Source organism: Acinetobacter sp. BZX-2, from assembly GCF_055179795.1.
The window spans coordinates 1763669-1783590 of sequence record NZ_CM143686.1 but is presented as its reverse complement, the minus strand read 5'-3'; the positions used below and the strand labels follow the sequence as shown (position 1 = coordinate 1783590).

14 protein-coding genes, 2 tRNA genes and 3 rRNA genes are annotated in these 19922 nt (G+C 39.7%); 8 read left to right on the top strand and 11 right to left on the bottom strand.

Annotated elements, in window-relative coordinates:
* The first annotated feature begins 132 nt into the window (after positions 1-132).
* The 5 genes from ACY45D_RS08350 (at position 133) to ACY45D_RS08330 (ending at position 4182) form a co-directional block, all read left to right on the top strand.
* Positions 133-1212 carry an alpha/beta fold hydrolase gene (locus tag ACY45D_RS08350; RefSeq protein WP_463109268.1) on the top strand — a complete coding sequence of 360 codons (1080 nt, stop codon included), beginning with the start codon at positions 133-135 and terminating at the stop codon, positions 1210-1212.
* A 13-nt stretch (positions 1213-1225) separates the two neighbouring features.
* Positions 1226-2101, top strand: coding sequence for an NAD(P)-dependent oxidoreductase (locus ACY45D_RS08345; RefSeq protein WP_463109461.1), 876 nt, complete (start codon positions 1226-1228; stop codon positions 2099-2101).
* 81 nt (positions 2102-2182) lie between these two features.
* Positions 2183-2452 (top strand): YARHG domain-containing protein, encoded by a 270-nt coding sequence (locus ACY45D_RS08340; protein WP_463109267.1) that lies wholly within the window; start codon positions 2183-2185, stop codon positions 2450-2452.
* A 28-nt stretch (positions 2453-2480) separates the two neighbouring features.
* Positions 2481-2897, top strand: a complete 417-nt coding sequence (locus ACY45D_RS08335) for an HIT family protein (RefSeq protein WP_463109266.1) — start codon at positions 2481-2483, stop codon at positions 2895-2897.
* Positions 2898-3117: 220 nt separating this feature from the next.
* A complete protein-coding gene (locus ACY45D_RS08330) occupies positions 3118-4182 on the top strand; it encodes a porin (RefSeq protein WP_463109265.1) in 1065 nt (354 codons plus the stop codon).
* Positions 4183-4432: 250 nt separating this feature from the next.
* On the opposite strand, the gene ACY45D_RS08325 is transcribed toward ACY45D_RS08330, so the two are convergent.
* From ACY45D_RS08325 to ACY45D_RS08280, 10 genes are all read right to left on the bottom strand, one after another.
* Positions 4433-4828 carry a hypothetical protein gene (locus ACY45D_RS08325; protein ID WP_463109264.1) on the bottom strand — a complete coding sequence of 132 codons (396 nt, stop codon included), beginning with the start codon at positions 4826-4828 and terminating at the stop codon, positions 4433-4435.
* A 278-nt stretch (positions 4829-5106) separates the two neighbouring features.
* A 5S ribosomal RNA gene (gene rrf / locus ACY45D_RS08320) occupies positions 5107-5221 on the bottom strand.
* A gap of 167 nt (positions 5222-5388) precedes the next feature.
* Positions 5389-8279: ribosomal RNA gene (locus ACY45D_RS08315) — 23S ribosomal RNA — on the bottom strand.
* A 379-nt stretch (positions 8280-8658) separates the two neighbouring features.
* Positions 8659-8734: transfer RNA gene (locus ACY45D_RS08310), tRNA-Ala, on the bottom strand.
* 66 nt (positions 8735-8800) lie between these two features.
* Positions 8801-8877, bottom strand: a tRNA-Ile gene (locus ACY45D_RS08305).
* Positions 8878-8936: 59 nt separating this feature from the next.
* Positions 8937-10473, bottom strand: a 16S ribosomal RNA gene (locus tag ACY45D_RS08300).
* The 16S, 23S and 5S rRNA genes sit together here with 2 tRNA genes alongside, the layout of an rRNA operon.
* 424 nt (positions 10474-10897) lie before the next feature.
* A complete protein-coding gene (locus ACY45D_RS08295; protein WP_463109460.1) occupies positions 10898-11929 on the bottom strand; it encodes an alpha/beta hydrolase in 1032 nt (343 codons plus the stop codon).
* Entirely contained in the window at positions 11929-13074 is a 1146-nt protein-coding gene (locus tag ACY45D_RS08290; protein WP_463109263.1) for a YdcF family protein, read from the bottom strand. The genes ACY45D_RS08295 and ACY45D_RS08290 overlap by 1 nt, the downstream gene beginning before the upstream one ends.
* Positions 13075-13086: 12 nt before the next feature.
* Entirely contained in the window at positions 13087-14115 is a 1029-nt protein-coding gene (murB, locus tag ACY45D_RS08285) for a UDP-N-acetylmuramate dehydrogenase (protein WP_463109262.1), read from the bottom strand.
* 29 nt (positions 14116-14144) lie between these two features.
* On the bottom strand, positions 14145-14657 hold the full coding sequence (locus tag ACY45D_RS08280; RefSeq protein WP_463109261.1) for a low molecular weight protein-tyrosine-phosphatase: 513 nt from the start codon (positions 14655-14657) through the stop codon (positions 14145-14147).
* A gap of 120 nt (positions 14658-14777) precedes the next feature.
* On the opposite strand from ACY45D_RS08280, the gene ACY45D_RS08275 reads away from it, so the two are divergent.
* From ACY45D_RS08275 to ACY45D_RS08265, 3 genes are all read left to right on the top strand, one after another.
* Positions 14778-15935, top strand: a complete 1158-nt coding sequence (locus ACY45D_RS08275; protein WP_463109260.1) for an iron-containing alcohol dehydrogenase — start codon at positions 14778-14780, stop codon at positions 15933-15935.
* Positions 15936-16318: 383 nt separating this feature from the next.
* Positions 16319-17122, top strand: coding sequence for an OmpW/AlkL family protein (locus ACY45D_RS08270; protein ID WP_463109259.1), 804 nt, complete (start codon positions 16319-16321; stop codon positions 17120-17122).
* A gap of 114 nt (positions 17123-17236) precedes the next feature.
* Positions 17237-17680, top strand: coding sequence for an acyl-CoA thioesterase (locus ACY45D_RS08265; RefSeq protein ID WP_463109258.1), 444 nt, complete (start codon positions 17237-17239; stop codon positions 17678-17680).
* Here the strand turns inward: ACY45D_RS08265 and dnaX are convergent.
* Positions 17665-19881 (bottom strand): DNA polymerase III subunit gamma/tau, encoded by a 2217-nt coding sequence (gene dnaX / locus ACY45D_RS08260; protein ID WP_463109257.1) that lies wholly within the window; start codon positions 19879-19881, stop codon positions 17665-17667. The genes ACY45D_RS08265 and dnaX overlap by 16 nt on opposite strands.
* Positions 19882-19922: the final 41 nt, after the last annotated feature.

Below are 19922 nucleotides of genomic sequence, written 5' to 3'. Positions count from 1 at the left end.
ACTGCCTTTGTAAAATATTGCCAACATTTTGAGCGCGCGATGTATTTAAGGTCAAGGTATAATCTAAAATTATCACTTACACTTCGGATATTCTGTACAAAAATGAGACAAAAAGCGCTTATGGCACACATTATGACGAAGTTCCAAGAACGAAAATCAAAATTAAAAAACTTATCTACCCGTATTTTCAATGGTCAGTCATTGGTGTTATCTCAAAGTACGCCCTATGAAATTATTGCAGAACACAATCAAACTAAAATTCGATACTACGCTGCCCCTGAAAGAAAGTTTAAAGAGCCGCTTGTCTTTACAGCCCCACTCGCGATCAATATGGCGATTTATGACTTATATCCTTACAGATCACTTGTGAAGTATTTTTCAGAACAAGGTTTTGATGTCTATTTACTCGATTGGGGCAAGCTCAATTATAATGACCGTTTTCTTAATTTTTTAAATTTTATTGATGAATCAATTCCCTACTGTATCAATAAAATCCGTGAGCATTCTCAGAGTGAGCAAATTTCACTGCATGGTTGGAGCATGGCGGGTATTTTTGTACTGCTCTATACTGCCTTTAAACAACCGAACTATGTCAAAAACTTAATTGTTTTAGGCAGCCCTATAGATAGTTATGCTTCTGGTGGTATTGGAAAACTTTATAAAAAGGTGAACAATCTCATCCTGAAAAGTCCTAAATTACAAAATACACTCTATAAAGGTGGACTTCCTAAAAAGCTGATTCACACGCCAGGTATTTTAAATTCGATCGGATTTAAAATTCTAGATCCTAAAGGCTGGTATCAAGGCCATAAACAATTACTACTCAATTTAGATGATGAACAATTGCTACATGAGCATGCAACACTTGGCAACTTTCTCAATCATATGATCGATTACCCAGGTGGTGTAAACCAAGATATGTTGTTCAATGTATGGTTACAAAATCCGTTAAAAGATGGTGCTATTCAACTGAGCAAACATAAAATTGAACTTAAAAATATCGATTGTTCTTTAATGGTTGGCGCTGGAAAAGGCGATCAAATGGTTACTGCTGATTCAGTTAAGCCATTAATCGAATTGACAAATAGTAGTGATGTCACGTTTACTCTTATTCCTGGTGGACATTTAGGCTTGATGTCGAGTCAAAAAAGCGCTGATGAATTTTGGCCTACACTCGCTCAATGGTTAGCACAACGATCGATAAAAATCTAAAACTTTAAGGAATATTATGAATACCTCAGTTGCATTTATAGGCTTAGGCGCGATGGGTTACCGTATGGCGGCTCATTTACCGAAACACTTCGATACCGTTTATGTCTGGAATCGAAATTTCGACAAAGCCAAGCAACATGCAACTGAATACAATACTCAGGCAGTAGAATTACAACAGGCTGTTCAAGCCGATATTATCTTTTCATGCTTACCAACCAGTCAGGATGTTGAAGATCTAATCCAAACGCTTGAAATTAAATCTGGTGCAATTTGGGTTGATTGTACCAGTGGTGTTCCTGAATCCGCACGGAAGCTCTCACAACAGCTTGCTGAAAAGAATGTGAAATTTTTGGATGCCCCTGTGAGTGGACAAACCATTGGCGCAGAAAATGCGACATTAACCTTTATGGTAGGTGGTGAAAAATCCGCATTTGATCAAGCCTTTAGCACCATGCAAGTAATGGGGAAATTGATTAAACATGTTGGCGATTCAGGTGCTGGTTTTGCTGTAAAAGCAGTGAATAATATGATGATGGCTGTACATCTATGTGCGGCAGCAGAAGGTTTTACCACACTTAAAGCACATGGCGTAAACTTAAATGAAGCACTCGATTGCATCAATGCATCAAGTGGCAAAAGTGCTGTAACTGAAGCCGTTTTACCGCAACGTGTCTTTAATCGTCGCTTCCCTTTAACTTTTGCCCTTCCTTTATTAGCTAAAGATACAGGAATTGCTGTTGATCTAATCCGTGAAGCTAGACTTTCTGCACCCGTTATAGGATTAACTCAAAGTTTAATTCAAACTGCAAATAGCTTAGCTGAACCAAATAGTGATTTCTCAACTGCAATAAAAATGTACGAATTATGGAATAAAATTACATTGGATTAATTTTTCGCCATTGAATAACCACAATCAATCCTTATAATCTAATAAAGTGACAAACTGAAATGTCAAATTTGAGGCCATCTCATGAATAAGTCTGTAATTGCAATACTTTCTACTTTATCAATTTTTGTAGGTTCTCAAGTTTTTGCCAATGATAATGTGCAAGAATGTAAAAAACTACAAGATGATTACAACGTAATCTATGCATCAAAAGGCTTCTGTTTTAAAGATCCTGAAGCAAAAGCAAAGTATGGTAATGACAATTGTTATACCAGTAAGCCTAAATTTTCTGAAAAAGAACAACAACGCCTTGACTCTATCAAGGAACGTCAGAAAGAATTGAATTGTAAATAACAGTTTTCATTAATTTAAGGAAAAGACTATGGCTTATGATGATCAGAATATTTTTGCACGAATTTTACGTGGAGAACTTCCTGCGATAAAAGTGTATGAAGATGATCAAGTTCTTGCATTTATGGATATTATGCCCCAAGCCGATGGTCATACACTGGTTATTCCAAAAACACCAGCACTTACTCTGTTAGATTTAGACCCAGATGCTGCAGCATATACAATTAAAATCGTTCAGAAAATTGCGCAAGCAATTGAAACAGGTTTAGATGCTCAAGGTATTGTATTAATGCAGCTTTCTGGCGCATCTGCTGGGCAAACTGTACCTCATGTACACTTTCACCTGATTCCAACTTCTGTGCATCAATTAGGTCGTCATGCAGCACAAATGGGCGATCAAGAAAAAATCAAAGGCTTTGCTGAAAAAATTAAAGCAGCGCTTATTTAATCAAAAATCTTTTTAGAATCAATGAGGCTCATGTAGCCTCATTTTTTTTATAAAAATAAAATCAATTTCTTACGTCATCAAACTGTCATTTATTCTTCACCTACATGTAACAAAATTTGTTGATACTGCATGCAAGTTAGTAAGCAATGAACATCTCAACACTTACTGAATAAAAAAAGCAACGGCAAATGCCTATTGAACATGTTTTGGAGAAATCTCAATGAAAAAAGTGCTACTCGCTGCAGCAATCGCCACTATTAGTTTAAACGCAGCTCAAGCAGCGCCTACATTGTATGGTAAGCTCAATGTATCTTTAAACCAAGTAGACAACGTAAATGCTACTGGTAACAATGAAACTCAATTAAATTCAAATGCTTCACGTATTGGGGTTAAAGGCGAAGAAAAATTAACAGACAATGTTGGTGTTGTTTATCTAGCTGAGTTTGGTTTTGCAACAGATGGCGCAGGTTCTGATGCAGAATGGAGCGCGCGTAACCGCTTTTTAGGTCTTAAATTCAATAAAGTAGGTACATTAAAAGCGGGTAAATACGATTCATATTTCAAAACTTCAGCTGGAAAATATCAAGATATTTTCAATGACGACACAAACCTTGATATCACTAAAACAATGTACGGTGAAGAACGCTTAAATAATGTTATTGGTTTTGAAACAGATAAAAACCTATTAATTCCTGGTTTACAATTTAACGTCCAAACACAAACTGGCGAATCAAGCAGCACTGACCCGAAAGCGGGTGAAACGGGTGATGACAACAAACGTGATAGCCTTGACTCATTCTCAACATCTTTAACATATGAAAATAAAGATATTGGTTTAGCGACAGGTATCGCAGGTAACTTCGGTGTACAGGGTGCTTATAATGCACTTGATGGCAAAAAATACTACTCAGATGCGATTCGTGTTACGGGTTCTTTAGACCTTACACCAATTGGAGCGGAAGGTTTAGTCTTCGGTGCACTTTATCAACAAGCTGAACCTACTGATGATGTAGTTGCGTACAAAGATTTAAAAGAAAAAGCATGGTTAGTTTCTGGAACATATAGCATTCCAAGCACGCCATGGGCTGTAAAAGCACAATATCAATCAGCTAAAACTGACTGGGCAAACAATGATCGTAAAATTGACCAATACGGCTTAGGCGTTGACTACAACTTTAACAAACAAGCACGTTTTTACGGTGTCGTTGCACAACAAAAACGTGATTGGTATGTAGATAACGATAAGAAAACTGTGTTTGGCCTAGGTATGGAATATAACTTCTAATCAAGCCTTAAAATAAATAGTTTTAGATCAAACCGAGTTAATTACTAACTCGGTTTTTCTTTTCTAAGATGACCTTAGAAACAATAACGACATACAAACTCAAATAACAACGCAATGATTTACTAAGAATAAAAGCAAACTTAGCTATCAATAGCCAATATTTTCAGCAAATTATATAGTGCACTCAATCATCTTGGTAAAAATAATAACGAATAGATAGATTATTCTAAAACCATCACCCTTAACCGCTTTATTGTTTAATTTTTTTACGAATTTCTTTTCGCCACTTTGTTGCATTCGCTTGTTGCCGATTCAATAAAACCCCCATCATATAAGTGGTTATCGCAGCACCAATTAAAGCTATACCACTCTCATATACAATATCAACAATAAACTCATTGATCCATACCGATTCAAAAGCCAATATTTGAGAATACTTAAAAAATTTTGATAACACTACGATCAGAATACCGACTATAGCACCTCCCCAAAGAAACATTTTATGGATATTTACAGGTGCAGTTACTTCCTCAATTTGTTCAGGATGTTCACGATAATATTCAACTTCCTCAGCTGCAACCTCCTGAGAATTTTTGAAAAACAACTTAATGAACAAAGTATCACGATCAATCTTAGGTTTATTCATTGCTATAGTTTTCTCTATTTTTCTATTCTAAATAATAAAGCATATATGCTGAAAATTACTTATCTAAATATTCTCTAATCGTAAATTGAATGTTATGACAATAATAACAAGAAGAACGTTGATACAGATTACTCAACATCATTGCTCCCCTTTTATTTCTGAATTTTAGATCACTATAGCAAATTATCGCTGACTCTTTGAATGATTTCTATTTTGTCGACAACCCCAAGCAAAAAAAAACACCCCCAACTATCGAGTTGGGGGTGTTTGAATTTAAAAGCTGGCGATGACTTACTCTCACATGGGTAACCCCACACTACCATCAGCGCTAAGAGGTTTCACTTCTGAGTTCGGGAAGGGATCAGGTGGTTCACTCTTGCTATTGTCGCCAGCAAACTGTTATGGACTTGTTCGGGTCTTATTTAAATGCCTTACTTGGTACCAAATGAGTTTAACAGAACATTTGAGTTGGGTATTGTAACTAGCTTTACAACTAAATCAAGTATGATTGATCTTTTATGAATCAAATGATGCTCTATATACAACTGTTTGGGTGTTGTATAGTCAAGCCTCACGAGCAATTAGTATTGGTCAGCTTCATACGTCACCGTACTTCCACATCCAACCTATCAACGTCGTAGTCTTCAACGGCTCTTTAGGAGGCATAAAGCCTCGGGGAAATCTTATCTTGAGGTAGGCTTCCCGCTTAGATGCTTTCAGCGGTTATCCCTTCCGAACATAGCTACCCGGCGATGCGACTGGCGTCACAACCGGTACACCAGAGGTTCGTCCACTCTGGTCCTCTCGTACTAGGAGCAGATCCTCTCAAATTTCCAACGCCCACGGTAGATAGGGACCGAACTGTCTCACGACGTTCTAAACCCAGCTCGCGTACCTCTTTAAATGGCGAACAGCCATACCCTTGGGACCTGCTTCAGCCCCAGGATGAGATGAGCCGACATCGAGGTGCCAAACACCGCCGTCGATATGAACTCTTGGGCGGTATCAGCCTGTTATCCCCAGAGTACCTTTTATCCGTTGAGCGATGGCCCTTCCATACAGAACCACCGGATCACTAAGACCTACTTTCGTACCTGCTCGACTTGTGGGTCTCGCAGTTAAGCGCGCTTTTGCCTTTATACTCTACGCGTGATTTCCGACCACGCTGAGCGCACCTTCGTACTCCTCCGTTACTCTTTAGGAGGAGACCGCCCCAGTCAAACTACCCACCAGACATGGTCCTCGTCCCGGATAACGGGACAGAGTTAGAACCTCAATATTACCAGGGTGGTATTTCAAGGATGGCTCCATTGGAACTGGCGTCCCAATTTCATAGCCTCCCACCTATCCTACACAAGTAAGATCAAAGTTCAATGTCAAGCTGCAGTAAAGGTTCACGGGGTCTTTCCGTCTAGCCGCGGGTACACCGCATCTTCACGGCGATTTCGATTTCACTGAGCCTCTGCTGGAGACAGCGCCCCCATCATTATGCCATTCGTGCAGGTCGGAACTTACCCGACAAGGAATTTCGCTACCTTAGGACCGTTATAGTTACGGCCGCCGTTTACTGGGGCTTCGATCAAGAGCTTCGCTTACGCTAACCCCATCAATTAACCTTCCAGCACCGGGCAGGCATCACACCCTATACGTCCACTTTCGTGTTTGCAGAGTGCTATGTTTTTAATAAACAGTTGCAGGGGCCTGGTTTCTGTGGCTGCCAATAGCTCAAGGAGCAAGTCCTATCACCGTCAGCAGCGTACCTTCTCCCGAAGTTACGGTACCATTTTGCCTAGTTCCTTCAGCAGAGTTCTCTCAAGCGCTTTGGTCTACTCGACCTGACCACCTGTGTCGGTTTCGGGTACGATTCCTGTGTAACTGAAGCTTAGAGACTTTTCCTGGAAGCTTGGTATCAGCCACTTCGCTAGTAAACTAGCTTGTTATCAGTTCTCAGCATAGAGTACCCCGGATTTGCCTAAGATACATGCCTACAACCTTTCACCTGGACAACCAACGCCAGGCTGACTTAACCTTCTCCGTCCTCTCATCGCATTACACAGAAGTATTGGAATATTAACCAATTTCCCATCGACTACGCCTCTCGGCCTCGCCTTAGGGGTCGACTCACCCAGCCCCGATTAACGTTGGACTGGAACCCTTGGTCTTTCAGCGAACGGGTTTTTCACCCGTTTTGTCGTTACTCACGTCAGCATTCGCACTTCTGATACCTCCAGCATGCTTCTCAACACACCTTCATCGGCTTACAGAACGCTCCCCTACCACGTGCACTTAGTGCACATCCGCAGCTTCGGCATATAGTTTTAGCCCCGTTACATCTTCCGCGCAGGCCGACTCGACTAGTGAGCTATTACGCTTTCTTTAAAGGGTGGCTGCTTCTAAGCCAACCTCCTAGCTGTCTATGCCTTCCCACATCGTTTCCCACTTAACTATAATTTTGGGGCCTTAGCTGGCGGTCTGGATTGTTTTCCTCTTGACTACGGACGTTAGCACCCGCAGTCTGTCTCCCGGATAGTACTCATAGGTATTCGGAGTTTGCATCGGTTTGGTAAGTCGGGATGACCCCCTAGCCGAAACAGTGCTCTACCCCCTATGGTATTCGTCCGAGGCGCTACCTAAATAGCTTTCGGGGAGAACCAGCTATCACCGAGTTTGATTAGCCTTTCACCCCTATCCACAAGTCATCCCCTGGCTTTTCAACGACAGTGGGTTCGGTCCTCCAGTTAGTGTTACCCAACCTTCAACCTGCTCATGGATAGATCACCCGGTTTCGGGTCTATACCCAGCAACTAAACGCCCTATTAAGACTCGATTTCTCTACGGCTCCCCTATACGGTTAACCTTGCTACTGAATATAAGTCGCTGACCCATTATACAAAAGGTACGCAGTCACCGAACAAGTCGGCTCCCACTGCTTGTATGCATGCGGTTTCAGGATCTATTTCACTCCCCTCACAGGGGTTCTTTTCGCCTTTCCCTCACGGTACTGGTTCACTATCGGTCAGTCAGGAGTATTTAGCCTTGGAGGATGGTCCCCCCATATTCAGACAAGGTTTCACGTGCCTCGCCCTACTCGTCATCATTATATGTGCACTTTCGTGTACGGGACTATCACCCTCTACGGTCGCACTTCCCAGAGCGTTCCGCTAATACACATATAACTTAATGGGCTGATCCGCGTTCGCTCGCCGCTACTGACGGAATCTCAATTGATTTCTTTTCCTAAGGGTACTGAGATGTTTCACTTCCCCTCGTTCGCCTCGCATGACTATGTATTCATCATGCGATACCTACCTTATGGTAAGTGGGTTTCCCCATTCAGAAATCTCCGGATCACAGGATATTTGCCGCCTCCCCGAAGCTTATCGCAGGCTATTACGTCTTTCTTCGCCTCTGACTGCCAAGGCATCCACCACATGCACTTAATTACTTGACTATACAACCCCAAACAGTCGCTAACACATACAAGTGAGTGTTATCGTTGCAAACTTAATTGCTACTATCTGTTGTTCGTGCACTTAAGCACTGTACAGCTTCAATTTAATTCATATACCAAAACGCTTGATTCAGTTTTATCGCTAGTGCTCATTTCATTCAACATTAACAATTGCTTGTTAATTTGCTTGAAACGAGTTAAACAATTATTTCAACTCAAATTTATTCTGTTAATGATTCACTACCGCCTCGTCAGCAAGTAGTTCACTGTGATAAATCACAGAAGTTAATAAATCAAGACCATGTGATCTTCTTATTCATTAATTTCTATAAACTATCTTTAGGATTTAACTTTCGTTTTCACATTACTTCGTAATGTATGGTGGAGACTAGGAGAGTCGAACTCCTGACCTCCTGCGTGCAAAGCAGGCGCTCTACCAACTAAGCTAAGTCCCCAGCTTAAGATCTTAATATATCTGTTTCTCTGTAATCTTGAATTTCTTCAATTTCAATCAGTAGACTTGGTGGGTCTGACAAGACTTGAACTTGTGACCCCACGCTTATCAAGCGTGTGCTCTAACCAACTGAGCTACAGACCCTCAGATACATCAATGAAGAACAACTTGTTGTGGATTCTTACCAATAACCAATCTTTCGTTAAGGAGGTGATCCAGCCGCAGGTTCCCCTACGGCTACCTTGTTACGACTTCACCCCAGTCGTCGGCCACACCGTGGTAAGCGTCCTCCCTAAGGTTAGACTACCTACTTCTGGTGCAACAAACTCCCATGGTGTGACGGGCGGTGTGTACAAGGCCCGGGAACGTATTCACCGCGGCATTCTGATCCGCGATTACTAGCGATTCCGACTTCATGGAGTCGAGTTGCAGACTCCAATCCGGACTACGATCGGCTTTTTGAGATTAGCATCCTATCGCTAGGTAGCAACCCTTTGTACCGACCATTGTAGCACGTGTGTAGCCCTGGTCGTAAGGGCCATGATGACTTGACGTCGTCCCCGCCTTCCTCCAGTTTGTCACTGGCAGTATCCTTAAAGTTCCCACCCGAAGTGCTGGCAAATAAGGAAAAGGGTTGCGCTCGTTGCGGGACTTAACCCAACATCTCACGACACGAGCTGACGACAGCCATGCAGCACCTGTATGTAAGTTCCCGAAGGCACCAATCCATCTCTGGAAAGTTCTTACTATGTCAAGACCAGGTAAGGTTCTTCGCGTTGCATCGAATTAAACCACATGCTCCACCGCTTGTGCGGGCCCCCGTCAATTCATTTGAGTTTTAGTCTTGCGACCGTACTCCCCAGGCGGTCTACTTATCGCGTTAGCTGCGCCACTAAAGCCTCAAAGGCCCCAACGGCTAGTAGACATCGTTTACGGCATGGACTACCAGGGTATCTAATCCTGTTTGCTCCCCATGCTTTCGTACCTCAGCGTCAGTATTAGGCCAGATGGCTGCCTTCGCCATCGGTATTCCTCCAGATCTCTACGCATTTCACCGCTACACCTGGAATTCTACCATCCTCTCCCATACTCTAGCTTCCCAGTATCGAATGCAATTCCTAAGTTAAGCTCAGGGATTTCACATCCGACTTAAAAAGCCGCCTACGTACGCTTTACGCCCAGTAAATCCGATTAACGCTCGCACCCTCTGTATTACCGCGGCTGCTGGCACAGAGTTAGCCGGTGCTTATTCTGCGAGTAACGTCCAAGCATCTAGGATATTAGCCTAGAGCTCCTCCTCCTCGCTTAAAGTGCTTTACAACCATAAGGCCTTCTTCACACACGCGGCATGGCTGGATCAGGGTTCCCCCCATTGTCCAATATTCCCCACTGCTGCCTCCCGTAGGAGTCTGGGCCGTGTCTCAGTCCCAGTGTGGCGGATCATCCTCTCAGACCCGCTACAGATCGTCGCCTTGGTAGGCCTTTACCCCACCAACTAGCTAATCCGACTTAGGCTCATCATTTAGCGCAAGGTCCGAAGATCCCCTGCTTTCTCCCGTAGGACGTATGCGGTATTAGCATTCCTTTCGGAATGTTGTCCCCCACTAAATGGCAGATTCCTAAGCATTACTCACCCGTCCGCCGCTAGAGATATAACCGAAGCTACATCCCCCGCTCGACTTGCATGTGTTAAGCCTGCCGCCAGCGTTCAATCTGAGCCATGATCAAACTCTTCAGTTAAAATCATTAGTGACTTAAGGTCACAATTCTGGCTCATCAATTTCCTGACAAATTCTCTCAAATAAACTTCGAGTAATTTAAACCTTTCAATCAATGAAATATTTTCGATCAATCAATCAGTAAAAATCCACACAAGTTGTTCTTCATATTCTCTTAATGAGTAATTTATCACTTCATCAGTGATAAATAAAACGCAATAAACATTTAACAACTTAACCCTCTAAGCTAAGTTCGTTTGCTGTATCGCGTCGGGATGCTGCGTATTCTATACAGTTTCAAAACAAGCGCAACCCCCAATTTAATAAAAAATTACTGGTTGTATATTTTTTATACCAATTTATTAAAAAACTGGATTTTTCACTTATTTTTTGACCATTTTAAGTCAATATTTTATATCTAATCGGTGAATTTTAGGATTCATAACTTATTCAAAATATTCAGCAGAAGATTGTGCATGCAAAAAAGCTGGAATTAATCCCGTAAGTGCAGCACGAATATCAGCCCGCTCATTGATCAACTGATGAGAACCTTCTTCTAACATCAGCAAAGTTTGTAGTCTGAATTGCTTACGGACAAATTCAATGTTGTATTTCCAGTCTACGGTCTGATCTTGCGCACCTTGCGCCAACCAAACAGGAATACGACATTTTGGATACGCTTCCATTTCTTGCATCCATTTAGACATCGCCAAGATCCAATCCATCCCCATCATTTTAGGTTGTAGTGGATCTTTGAGTCGCACAAATCGAAGAAACTCAGGATTATGATTGTTTCTTTTAAAATGACGAGGTACTTCTCTTTTTATTCTACGAATAATTCCCAAACCAATTGAATTATGCCACCACGCTGTTTTTGCTGGGCGAACCAATGGAGATAAGAGCAATACTCTCCCCACGATTGGATTTTCACGCTTCTGTGCATATTCAAGTAGATGATGCATCCAAATTGCACCACCTGTGCTTTGTCCTACGCCCAACCATGGTTTTGGGAGCTGCTCGGCATTCTTAACGTATTGATAAATTGCATGTAGAACCTGTTGGTAATGATCAAAGTTTTTAATATTGGCTGGTGAACCATCACTCAACCCATGTCCAGGTAAGTCATAAGTAATGACACTAAAACCTTGTTCTAATATTTCTTTGATAATGGGCTGGTAAATTCCGCTATGCTCCAAATAGCCATGCAATAGGCAGACTGTACCTTTTAACTTTTCTATTTTAGGTTTAAAAACCTGTACATGTAATTTAAACAATGACATTTCAACAAAACCTTGCCACTGCTCACAATCCAATTGATCAAAACCATAAAGCCGTTGGTAGGCTTTTATTTCTTTATTGGGAACATAGTCACGATTTAAATTAAGTGCTTCTAATAATTTAGGTGTAGTGTCACGACTAGGCACTGGTAAATCAAGTTGTTTTAAAATGGTCGGATTTAAAAAAGGGATATCTGTCATCATGGTACCTCTCTACAGCCACTTGAACCAAACAACATATCTCGAATGGTTGCTAAGGTTTCGTAATTTGCTCTACGGCTATGGTTATAATTTTGTTGACTTGGCTGCCACGAAGTCAATGGCGTTGGCATAGGTGATTCTACTGGAATCGTCTCGATGCCATTTAATGCAAACAATCTTCGTGTTCTTGGCATATGGTAACGATCAGTGATTAATAATACTGTTGGAGCGCCACCTTTTTTCTGCAATAACAATGAGCTAAAGCGTGTATTTTCACAGGTGTTCATGCTTCTATTTTCTAGCAATTTTGCTTCCACACCACGCTCAGATAACCATTTCTGCATATAAGGCGCTTCTACACCACTCAATACAATAGGTAAATTCACTTGCTTTTCTAAGGCCAGTGTCGTTTCCAAACGTAATTTTGTATATTGATTAACTATAATATCTTTTTGATTTTTATCTAAAGTTAAGCCACCACCAAGCACCACAATTGCATAAGGTTGACTGCTTGATTTATTTTTTTCAGTATTTTCATTCTGAACCAATACCATATCTTCTTGCACTTGAGATACAGCTAACTCACTTGCACTATACGAATGCGGCTCAGATTCAGTTTCCTTAATTTTGTGTGTTTTAAGAAAAATAATATATTCATCCATCAAAGCTTTATTGTCTTCATTATTTAAATCCAACAACTCTTTGACCGCTTCAGTAGATTGATCAACATTGAGTTCTGAACTGGCTTGCTCTGCAACCAAAGGAATCACTGGTTTTTCTTCTGTGTCTTGTTCTCCTTGCTGTTCTTTTACTATTTGCTCTTGTAACGCTTTATAACGTAGACCGAGCGTCGCAATACCATCTGTATTTTTACTGTTAATCTCTTGTTCCATCAGTTTGAGATAAGCTTGTCTTGCAATCCATAAATCTGAACCGGGTTCTAAATTTTCAGATTCAGATAAAGCCGCATTTTGCTGACTTTTGGCTGCAACTTGATTCACTTCGACAGGTACAAAAGTATTGAGCAACTTAACCATCATATTTGAGTAAAAAGGTGTGTACCAAAAAACCATTAAACAGCCGAGAAATACAAATAATATTGCAATTATTCGTACTAGTCTGACCATCCAATGCAGTTTCACCATAAATTTACTCTCTTAATGGTTTTGAATTAATCCGAACTCATTAAAAAGTACGGGTTCAGGCTCCAAATGCACACCAAATTTATCAAAAACATCTTTTTGTACAGCATGATATGTTGCTTGCACATCAGTTAAAGTTGCATTTGCATAATTCACCAACACCAAAGCTTGCTTTTCGAACATACCCACTTGATCTAAACGTTTACCTTTCCACCCAGACTGATCTATAAGCCAACCTGCAGCTATCTTAACCTGATTCCCTGTCTGAGGATAATGTGGAATATTGGGGAATTTTGCAATCAATTGTGAAAATTCTGTTTGATTTATAATTGGATTTTTAAAAAAGCTTCCAACATTCGGATATTGTTTAGGGTCAGGTAACTTACTTTGTCGAATATGAATGACTTGCTTTTGTAGATTTTCAGCAGTGACCTCATCGCCCATTGCAGTTTTTAAATCACCATAATTCATTTTTAAATCAGGGAATTTAAGTAATTTAAAAATAACATGGGTAATCACATAACGATCTGGATCATCTTTAAAAATGCTATGTCGATAAGCAAAATGACAATCTGCTGCTAAAATTGATGTGACTTGATTCAATTTTCGATCAAATACCTCTACAGATTGAATAAATTCACCAGCTTCCACACCATATGCACCAATGTTTTGCACAGGTGATGCACCAACTAAACCCGGAATTAAAGCCAAATTTTGCAAACCATAAAGTTGCTGTTCAGTCGTCCACAATACAAAATCGTGCCAATTTTGCCCTGCACCAACTTTCAGTGTTTGGGTATGATCATCTTCATTTAAAAATTCAATCCCTTGAATATCCATTGCAACAACAAGCGCTTGAATATGCTCAGGAAGCATCATATTACTGCCACCTGAAAGCAGCAGAACATTTAACGCCTGACTTTCAGCAAATATTAAAGCTTCTTGAAGTGTTTGAATGGATTGAACTTTAACAAAATGTGAAGCAATTGAGTCCAAACTCAACGTATTGAAAGGCTTTAGTTGAACCTGAGATTCAATATTCATAACGAGCATTCATTCCTAAAATATTTCAATTACTTCTGTTGAAGCTGTTGCTGAAACACGTTCACCCAACCCACACTACTTGATTCACATTGATCAAGCACACGTTCAAAGCCTTGTCCATCGCCATAATAAGGATCAGGTAAAGCTTGTTGTGGATATTGAGTATCATGTTCACTCATCAAAGCGATTTTGGCTTTTATACGATGCAACTCATGTTCACTGATCGCTTGTTGCATGCGTTGTTGGATATCTTCAAAATTTTGATGATCCATGGCTAAAATTAAATCAAACTCTAAAAAATCTTGTGTTGTTAATTGACGCGCACGTAGTGCAGACAGATCAAAACCTCTTTTTAAGGCATGTTTTTGACTACGCTCATCAGGTGCTTTATTGGGATGATAATTACTGGTTCCAGCAGAATCAACAAGGATATTGAGTTGTTTTTCATCACAATAATGTCGTAAAACCACTTCAGCAGTCGGTGAACGACAAATATTCCCTAAGCACACACACAAAACTTTGTATGGCATTTTGGATGACATAACAACCTCAATCGATCATTTCTTTTATAAAGGCTTATGTTAAGTTATTTAGCATACGAATCCTATAGAACAGTAAAACAATAGTGTTTAATTTATGATGATAGATCAAGGATAATACATATGAACCATTTTCAATTTCAAACTGTTGCCAATATCATTTCAGGATTAGGATCAATTCAAGAACTCAGCAACTTAATCAAACAAAATAATTACAAAAAAGCCTTAATTGTCACCGATGCGGGAATGATTCAGCATGCATTGCATTTACCATTATTAAAAATACTTGAACAATGTCATTTAAATTACGAAATTTATTCCGATGTTCAAGCCGATCCTGCTGAGCATATCGTTCTGTCTGCGTGTGAGTTTGCCAAACAAAAGCAGGTAGATCTTGTGATTGGTTTTGGCGGTGGCAGTCCTATGGATGTTGCCAAGTTAATTGCTATTTTGGCCAATCCAAATCAATCTCAAAGCATTCAAGAAATCTATGGGATCAATAATGTTAAAGGCCCGCGCTTACCATTAGTACTAATACCAACAACAGCAGGCACAGGCTCGGAAGTTACCCCTATTTCAATCGTGACGACTGGCGAAACCACTAAAACAGGAATCGTTTCTCCTGTGTTATATGCTGATGTTGCAATATTGGATGCAACCTTTACCACAGGCTTACCTGCACATATCACTGCCGCAACAGGTATCGATGCAATGGTGCATGCAATTGAAGCATACACCTCTAAAATTAAGAAAAACTTTTATGCAGATATGCTCGCAAAACAAGCATTAAAACTCCTCAATAAAAATCTAAAATTGGTCTTACAAGACGGATCAAATTTAGAAGCACGTCAAAACATGTTACTTGGTTCAATGTTGGCTGGTCAGGCCTTTGCGAATGCACCCGTCGGTGCTGTGCATGCGTTAGCCTACCCACTAGGCGGACATTTTCATCTTTCACATGGACATACCAATGCACTGGTTTTATTAGAAGTATTAAAATTTAATGCACCTGAAGCCAAGCAGCTTTATGCAGAATTAATGCAATTGCTAAACCCATATAGTCAAGGCAGTGTTGATGGTTTATGTGATTTATTTATTGACCATATGCAAAGCCATCTCGAACAAAGCGGTTTAACATTAAAGTTAAAAGATTTAAATGTTCAGGAGCAACAATTAGAAATTCTTGCAAAAGATGCGATGCTACAAAGCCGTTTATTACAAAATAATCCTAGAGAATTAACGCAGATAGATGCACTAAAAATTTATCAAGCTATTTACTAAGTCTCTAAATAAAAATGCATAAAACCACTGATAATTTAATGCAAATTTACTCCACAAAAATAGATTAAATTTGCTTAAATTATCACCTAACGCAAAATATATGAATTATAATTTTATTATCTTAATTCTCAAATTGTGCAAAAATCAGCTACCAATACTTTACTTATATTCTATTTTTTAACCAATCAGTTAATACAAAAAAACGTTTAATTTTTTAATAATATTTTATATATCATAATTTTAAAAAACTTAATTATATTATTAATGACTTACTGGTAGATTTTTTAATGCCATTTTCATTTAATTTTTAAAACAATTACTCTAGAATCGCTGCCGATCTTGATCGGGAAATCAAGACAGCCGACCGTACTGGAAACAATTCTATGAATAAACTTACATTAGCAATCCTCCCTTTCGCATTGATTGGTCTAAATACAACCACTCAAGCCGCCACTACTGACGGTAAAACATTTGGGGTTTCTACAGGTTGGCTACATGTTATGCCTCAAAGCAATCCTCAAGGTGTGAATGGTAAAACAGGTAGTTCACCATTTCTTGGAGGGTTGGCAAATTTACAGTCAGCGAACCCAGAAGCAGGTTTTGAAGTACAAAATGCTGATACTGTAGGCTTAATGCTTGATTATTATGTGAATGACAATGTTTCATTAGAATTGACTTTAGGTACACCACCTGAAATGAAACTTGCTGGACAAGGTAGCATCACTGTTCATGGTGTCAAAGTTATTGATTTAAACAACTTTGATGAAGCTGCTACAACTGATGCTTATACACCAACAATTTCTGGCCGTTATCATTTTGGTTCAATCAATAACAAGATTCGTCCATATGTAGGCGCAGGTTTAATGTATGCGCATTTCTCAAATGTGGAAACTGATCCAGCAATCAATACAGCACTCAAAAACTCGCCTCTCGGCCCATTTAACCCATCATTGGGTAAAGTGAAAGTTGATGATGCATTTGCTCCTGTTGCAATGATTGGTGTTGACTACAACATTACTAAAGACTGGTACGCAACTGCATCAGTTTCTTATGCACACTTGACTACTTCAGCAGAATTAAAAGTCAGTGGTATGACACCAGCAGGTCAAACCACTTTGATTTCAGGTAAAAGTGATATCGAAATCAAACCTATCGTGACTTATATCGGTATTGGTTACCGTTTCTAATTTAAAGATTAGAACGAGAAGCCCATTAAACTGTTTTGTTTAATGGGCTTTTTTCATATAGCATAGAAACTCAGAAGACGCCAACGCAAACAATAAATTTTAGAAGTCCGACCAATGAAACCAGTTGTTAAAGATCGTTCTCAATATCATTTTTTATTGCCCATCCAAACACGCTGGGCAGATAATGATATCTATGGTCATGTCAATAATGTGACTTACTATAGCTACTTTGACACCGCAGCCAATGCCCTGTTGATTCAACATGCGGCTTTTGACATTCATCATTCGCCGATTATTGGTTTAGTCGTAAACTCATCCTGTAATTTCTTAGAAGAACTCACTTATCCTGAAATTATTGAAGTGGGTGTCGCTATTTCAAAAATAGGCAATTCGTCCCTGACTTATGATCTCGCTATTTTCAAACAAGGCAAACAACAGGCTTCTGCACAAGGTCAATTTATCCATGTTTTTATTGATCGTGAAACGAAAAAAAGCACCTCGATTCCTCAAGAAATGCGAGATGCTTTAAAACCATTTTCAGATCAAGATTTCAATTGAATATTGTGTAATTGTCCATCAAAAGCTTCGACCAAACTTTTCACAACTGGTTCTTGATGTAGCATTTCAGCTGCACGATGAAATGCTTTGGCTTTACGTTCATTTTGCATCATATAAGGTGTGGTTGATGCGATTTCACCATATTCCACACTAAATACAGTATTTTCCCACTGTTGCTTCAACGCAGCTTCTAAATCAAACTGTGCTTGCCCTAATAATTTTTCATATTTTTGTGGAATTTGAAAAATGGATTGCGCATTGATCGCACCTGTCATCAAACCATGTTGAGCAAGCTCTTGAACAGCAGGTGAAAGCTCACTATTTCTAAACCAATATTCCCACTTATCTACCGTCCAATCACCTTCTAAAATTTGGTTTTTTAAACTTAAAATTTGTTGAGGACTTTGTTGATCATTTATGGTTAATGATGGTTCTACTAACTGTGCATCCGTTGCATGAATAACATCAACTTCAACAGTTTGGTCAATAGCTTGATTTGATGTTGTTTGTTGAGATTGATTCGCTTGAACTTGATCAATCTGTTCAGTGGTTTCAGGTGCTAAAAAGAAAACATCTTGCTGGGCCGTGCTTTGTGCAACTGAATGCTGAGCAGCCGCAGAAATTGAATCTCCACCAAATAAGCTTAAACTTGGTTCGTCTGTAGCTTGTGTCGCTGAATGTTCAGTTATTTGTTGACTCGACAATACTTCACTGTGCTCAATAGCCTGAGAAGACTCTGTATTTGTCTGATTATTTATTGCTATGTTTGACTCTGTATTTGTTTGAATATTTTCAGCTAAATCTACAATTTCATCATCTAAAAAATCATCACTACTCGACTCATTCTCTACAATATGATGTTCCGATAATTCATCTTCAATATCTTCAAAAGCAGGATCAAAACCCTGATTGATATTTTGTGTTGAGCTAGGCTCTGGAACATTTACAACATTTTGTGGGTTTGTAATTTCCACCTGAGCGCTAAACACTTCATTTTCAGTAGAATTCGTCTTTATATCAGGTACAGATTGAGCTTCAACCTGCGCCTGATTGACTGAATGACTATTTTCAGCCAACGATATAACCGACTGTTGTTGCACAATAATTTCATTGCTTTGTATTGGTCTAAATGCCAATAAACGCAGCACAGTCATTTCAAAGCCCTGCTCTTGAGTGACTGCCAATTGCAGTTCAGCACGACCTTTACATGCAATCTGATAATACAACTGTAAATCTTGCGCAGAAACCAACTGTGAAAGTTGCATTATTTTTCGATTAATTTCAGCACTATATTTCAAGCTAAGTTCAGGCAGATATTGCAACATTGCCAATTCATGTAATGTTGAAATAAATTGATCTAAAACCAAAGACACATCTAAAGCTTGTTGTCTAAATTGCAATAAAAGTTGACTGACTCGCTCACGTTGATTTTGGTGAATCGCGAGAATCAAATCATAAATGATCGTTCTGTCGATTAAACCCAACATTTCTTTAACATCTTGATGATGAATCGCGCCTTGTCCATAGGCAATTGCCTGATCGGTTAATGACAATGCATCACGCAATGAACCTTGGGCAGATTCAGCAATTTGCCAAATCGCATCTTGTTCAGCGTCAATATGTTCTTTATTTAAAATATCACCTAAATGATGGGTAATTTCATCTACAGCCAAAGGACGCAATGTAAATTGCAAACAACGAGAAATCACCGTAATCGGTAATTTTTGAGGGTCTGTTGTTGCAAATAAAAATTTGACATGCTCAGGCGGCTCTTCCAATGTTTTCAACAAAGCATTGAAAGAATGCGTAGAAAGCATATGCACTTCGTCAATCAGATAAACTTTGAATCGCCCCTGTGTCGGTGCATAAGGAACGTTGTCTAATAATTCACGTGTATCTTCAACTTTGGTACGTGATGCCGCATCAATTTCAATCAGGTCGATAAAGCGACCTTCATTGACCGCTTTACATGTTGCGCAAACTTCACACGGCGTTGAAGTCACACCTGTTTCACAGTTTAAACATTTTGCCAAAATACGTGCAATGGTGGTTTTACCAACACCTCGTGTCCCTGTAAATAGGTAAGCATGATGCAAACGTCCACGGTCTAAAGCACTGGTCAGCGCACGTGATACGTGATTTTGTCCGACCAATTCATTAAAGTTGCGTGGGCGATATTTACGTGCAAGTACCTGATACATGAAAGCTCCTATTTACAGGTCCTAGGATACTGTTTTTTAAG

What these genes read in the sequence shown, in the direction of transcription:
- ACY45D_RS08350 (WP_463109268.1), top strand. Translation starts at nt 133, where the DNA reads ATGACGAAGTTCCAAGAACGAAAATCAAAATTAAAAAACTTATCTACC.
- ACY45D_RS08340 (WP_463109267.1), top strand. Translation starts at nt 2,183, where the DNA reads ATGAATAAGTCTGTAATTGCAATACTTTCTACTTTATCAATTTTTGTA.
- ACY45D_RS08335 (WP_463109266.1), top strand. Translation starts at nt 2,481, where the DNA reads ATGGCTTATGATGATCAGAATATTTTTGCACGAATTTTACGTGGAGAA.
- ACY45D_RS08330 (WP_463109265.1), top strand. Translation starts at nt 3,118, where the DNA reads ATGAAAAAAGTGCTACTCGCTGCAGCAATCGCCACTATTAGTTTAAAC.
- ACY45D_RS08325 (WP_463109264.1), bottom strand. Translation starts at nt 4,828, where the DNA reads ATGAATAAACCTAAGATTGATCGTGATACTTTGTTCATTAAGTTGTTT.
- ACY45D_RS08295 (WP_463109460.1), bottom strand. Translation starts at nt 11,929, where the DNA reads ATGACAGATATCCCTTTTTTAAATCCGACCATTTTAAAACAACTTGAT.
- ACY45D_RS08290 (WP_463109263.1), bottom strand. Translation starts at nt 13,074, where the DNA reads ATGGTGAAACTGCATTGGATGGTCAGACTAGTACGAATAATTGCAATA.
- murB (WP_463109262.1), bottom strand. Translation starts at nt 14,115, where the DNA reads ATGAATATTGAATCTCAGGTTCAACTAAAGCCTTTCAATACGTTGAGT.
- ACY45D_RS08280 (WP_463109261.1), bottom strand. Translation starts at nt 14,657, where the DNA reads ATGTCATCCAAAATGCCATACAAAGTTTTGTGTGTGTGCTTAGGGAAT.
- ACY45D_RS08275 (WP_463109260.1), top strand. Translation starts at nt 14,778, where the DNA reads ATGAACCATTTTCAATTTCAAACTGTTGCCAATATCATTTCAGGATTA.
- ACY45D_RS08270 (WP_463109259.1), top strand. Translation starts at nt 16,319, where the DNA reads ATGAATAAACTTACATTAGCAATCCTCCCTTTCGCATTGATTGGTCTA.
- ACY45D_RS08265 (WP_463109258.1), top strand. Translation starts at nt 17,237, where the DNA reads ATGAAACCAGTTGTTAAAGATCGTTCTCAATATCATTTTTTATTGCCC.
- dnaX (WP_463109257.1), bottom strand. Translation starts at nt 19,881, where the DNA reads ATGTATCAGGTACTTGCACGTAAATATCGCCCACGCAACTTTAATGAA.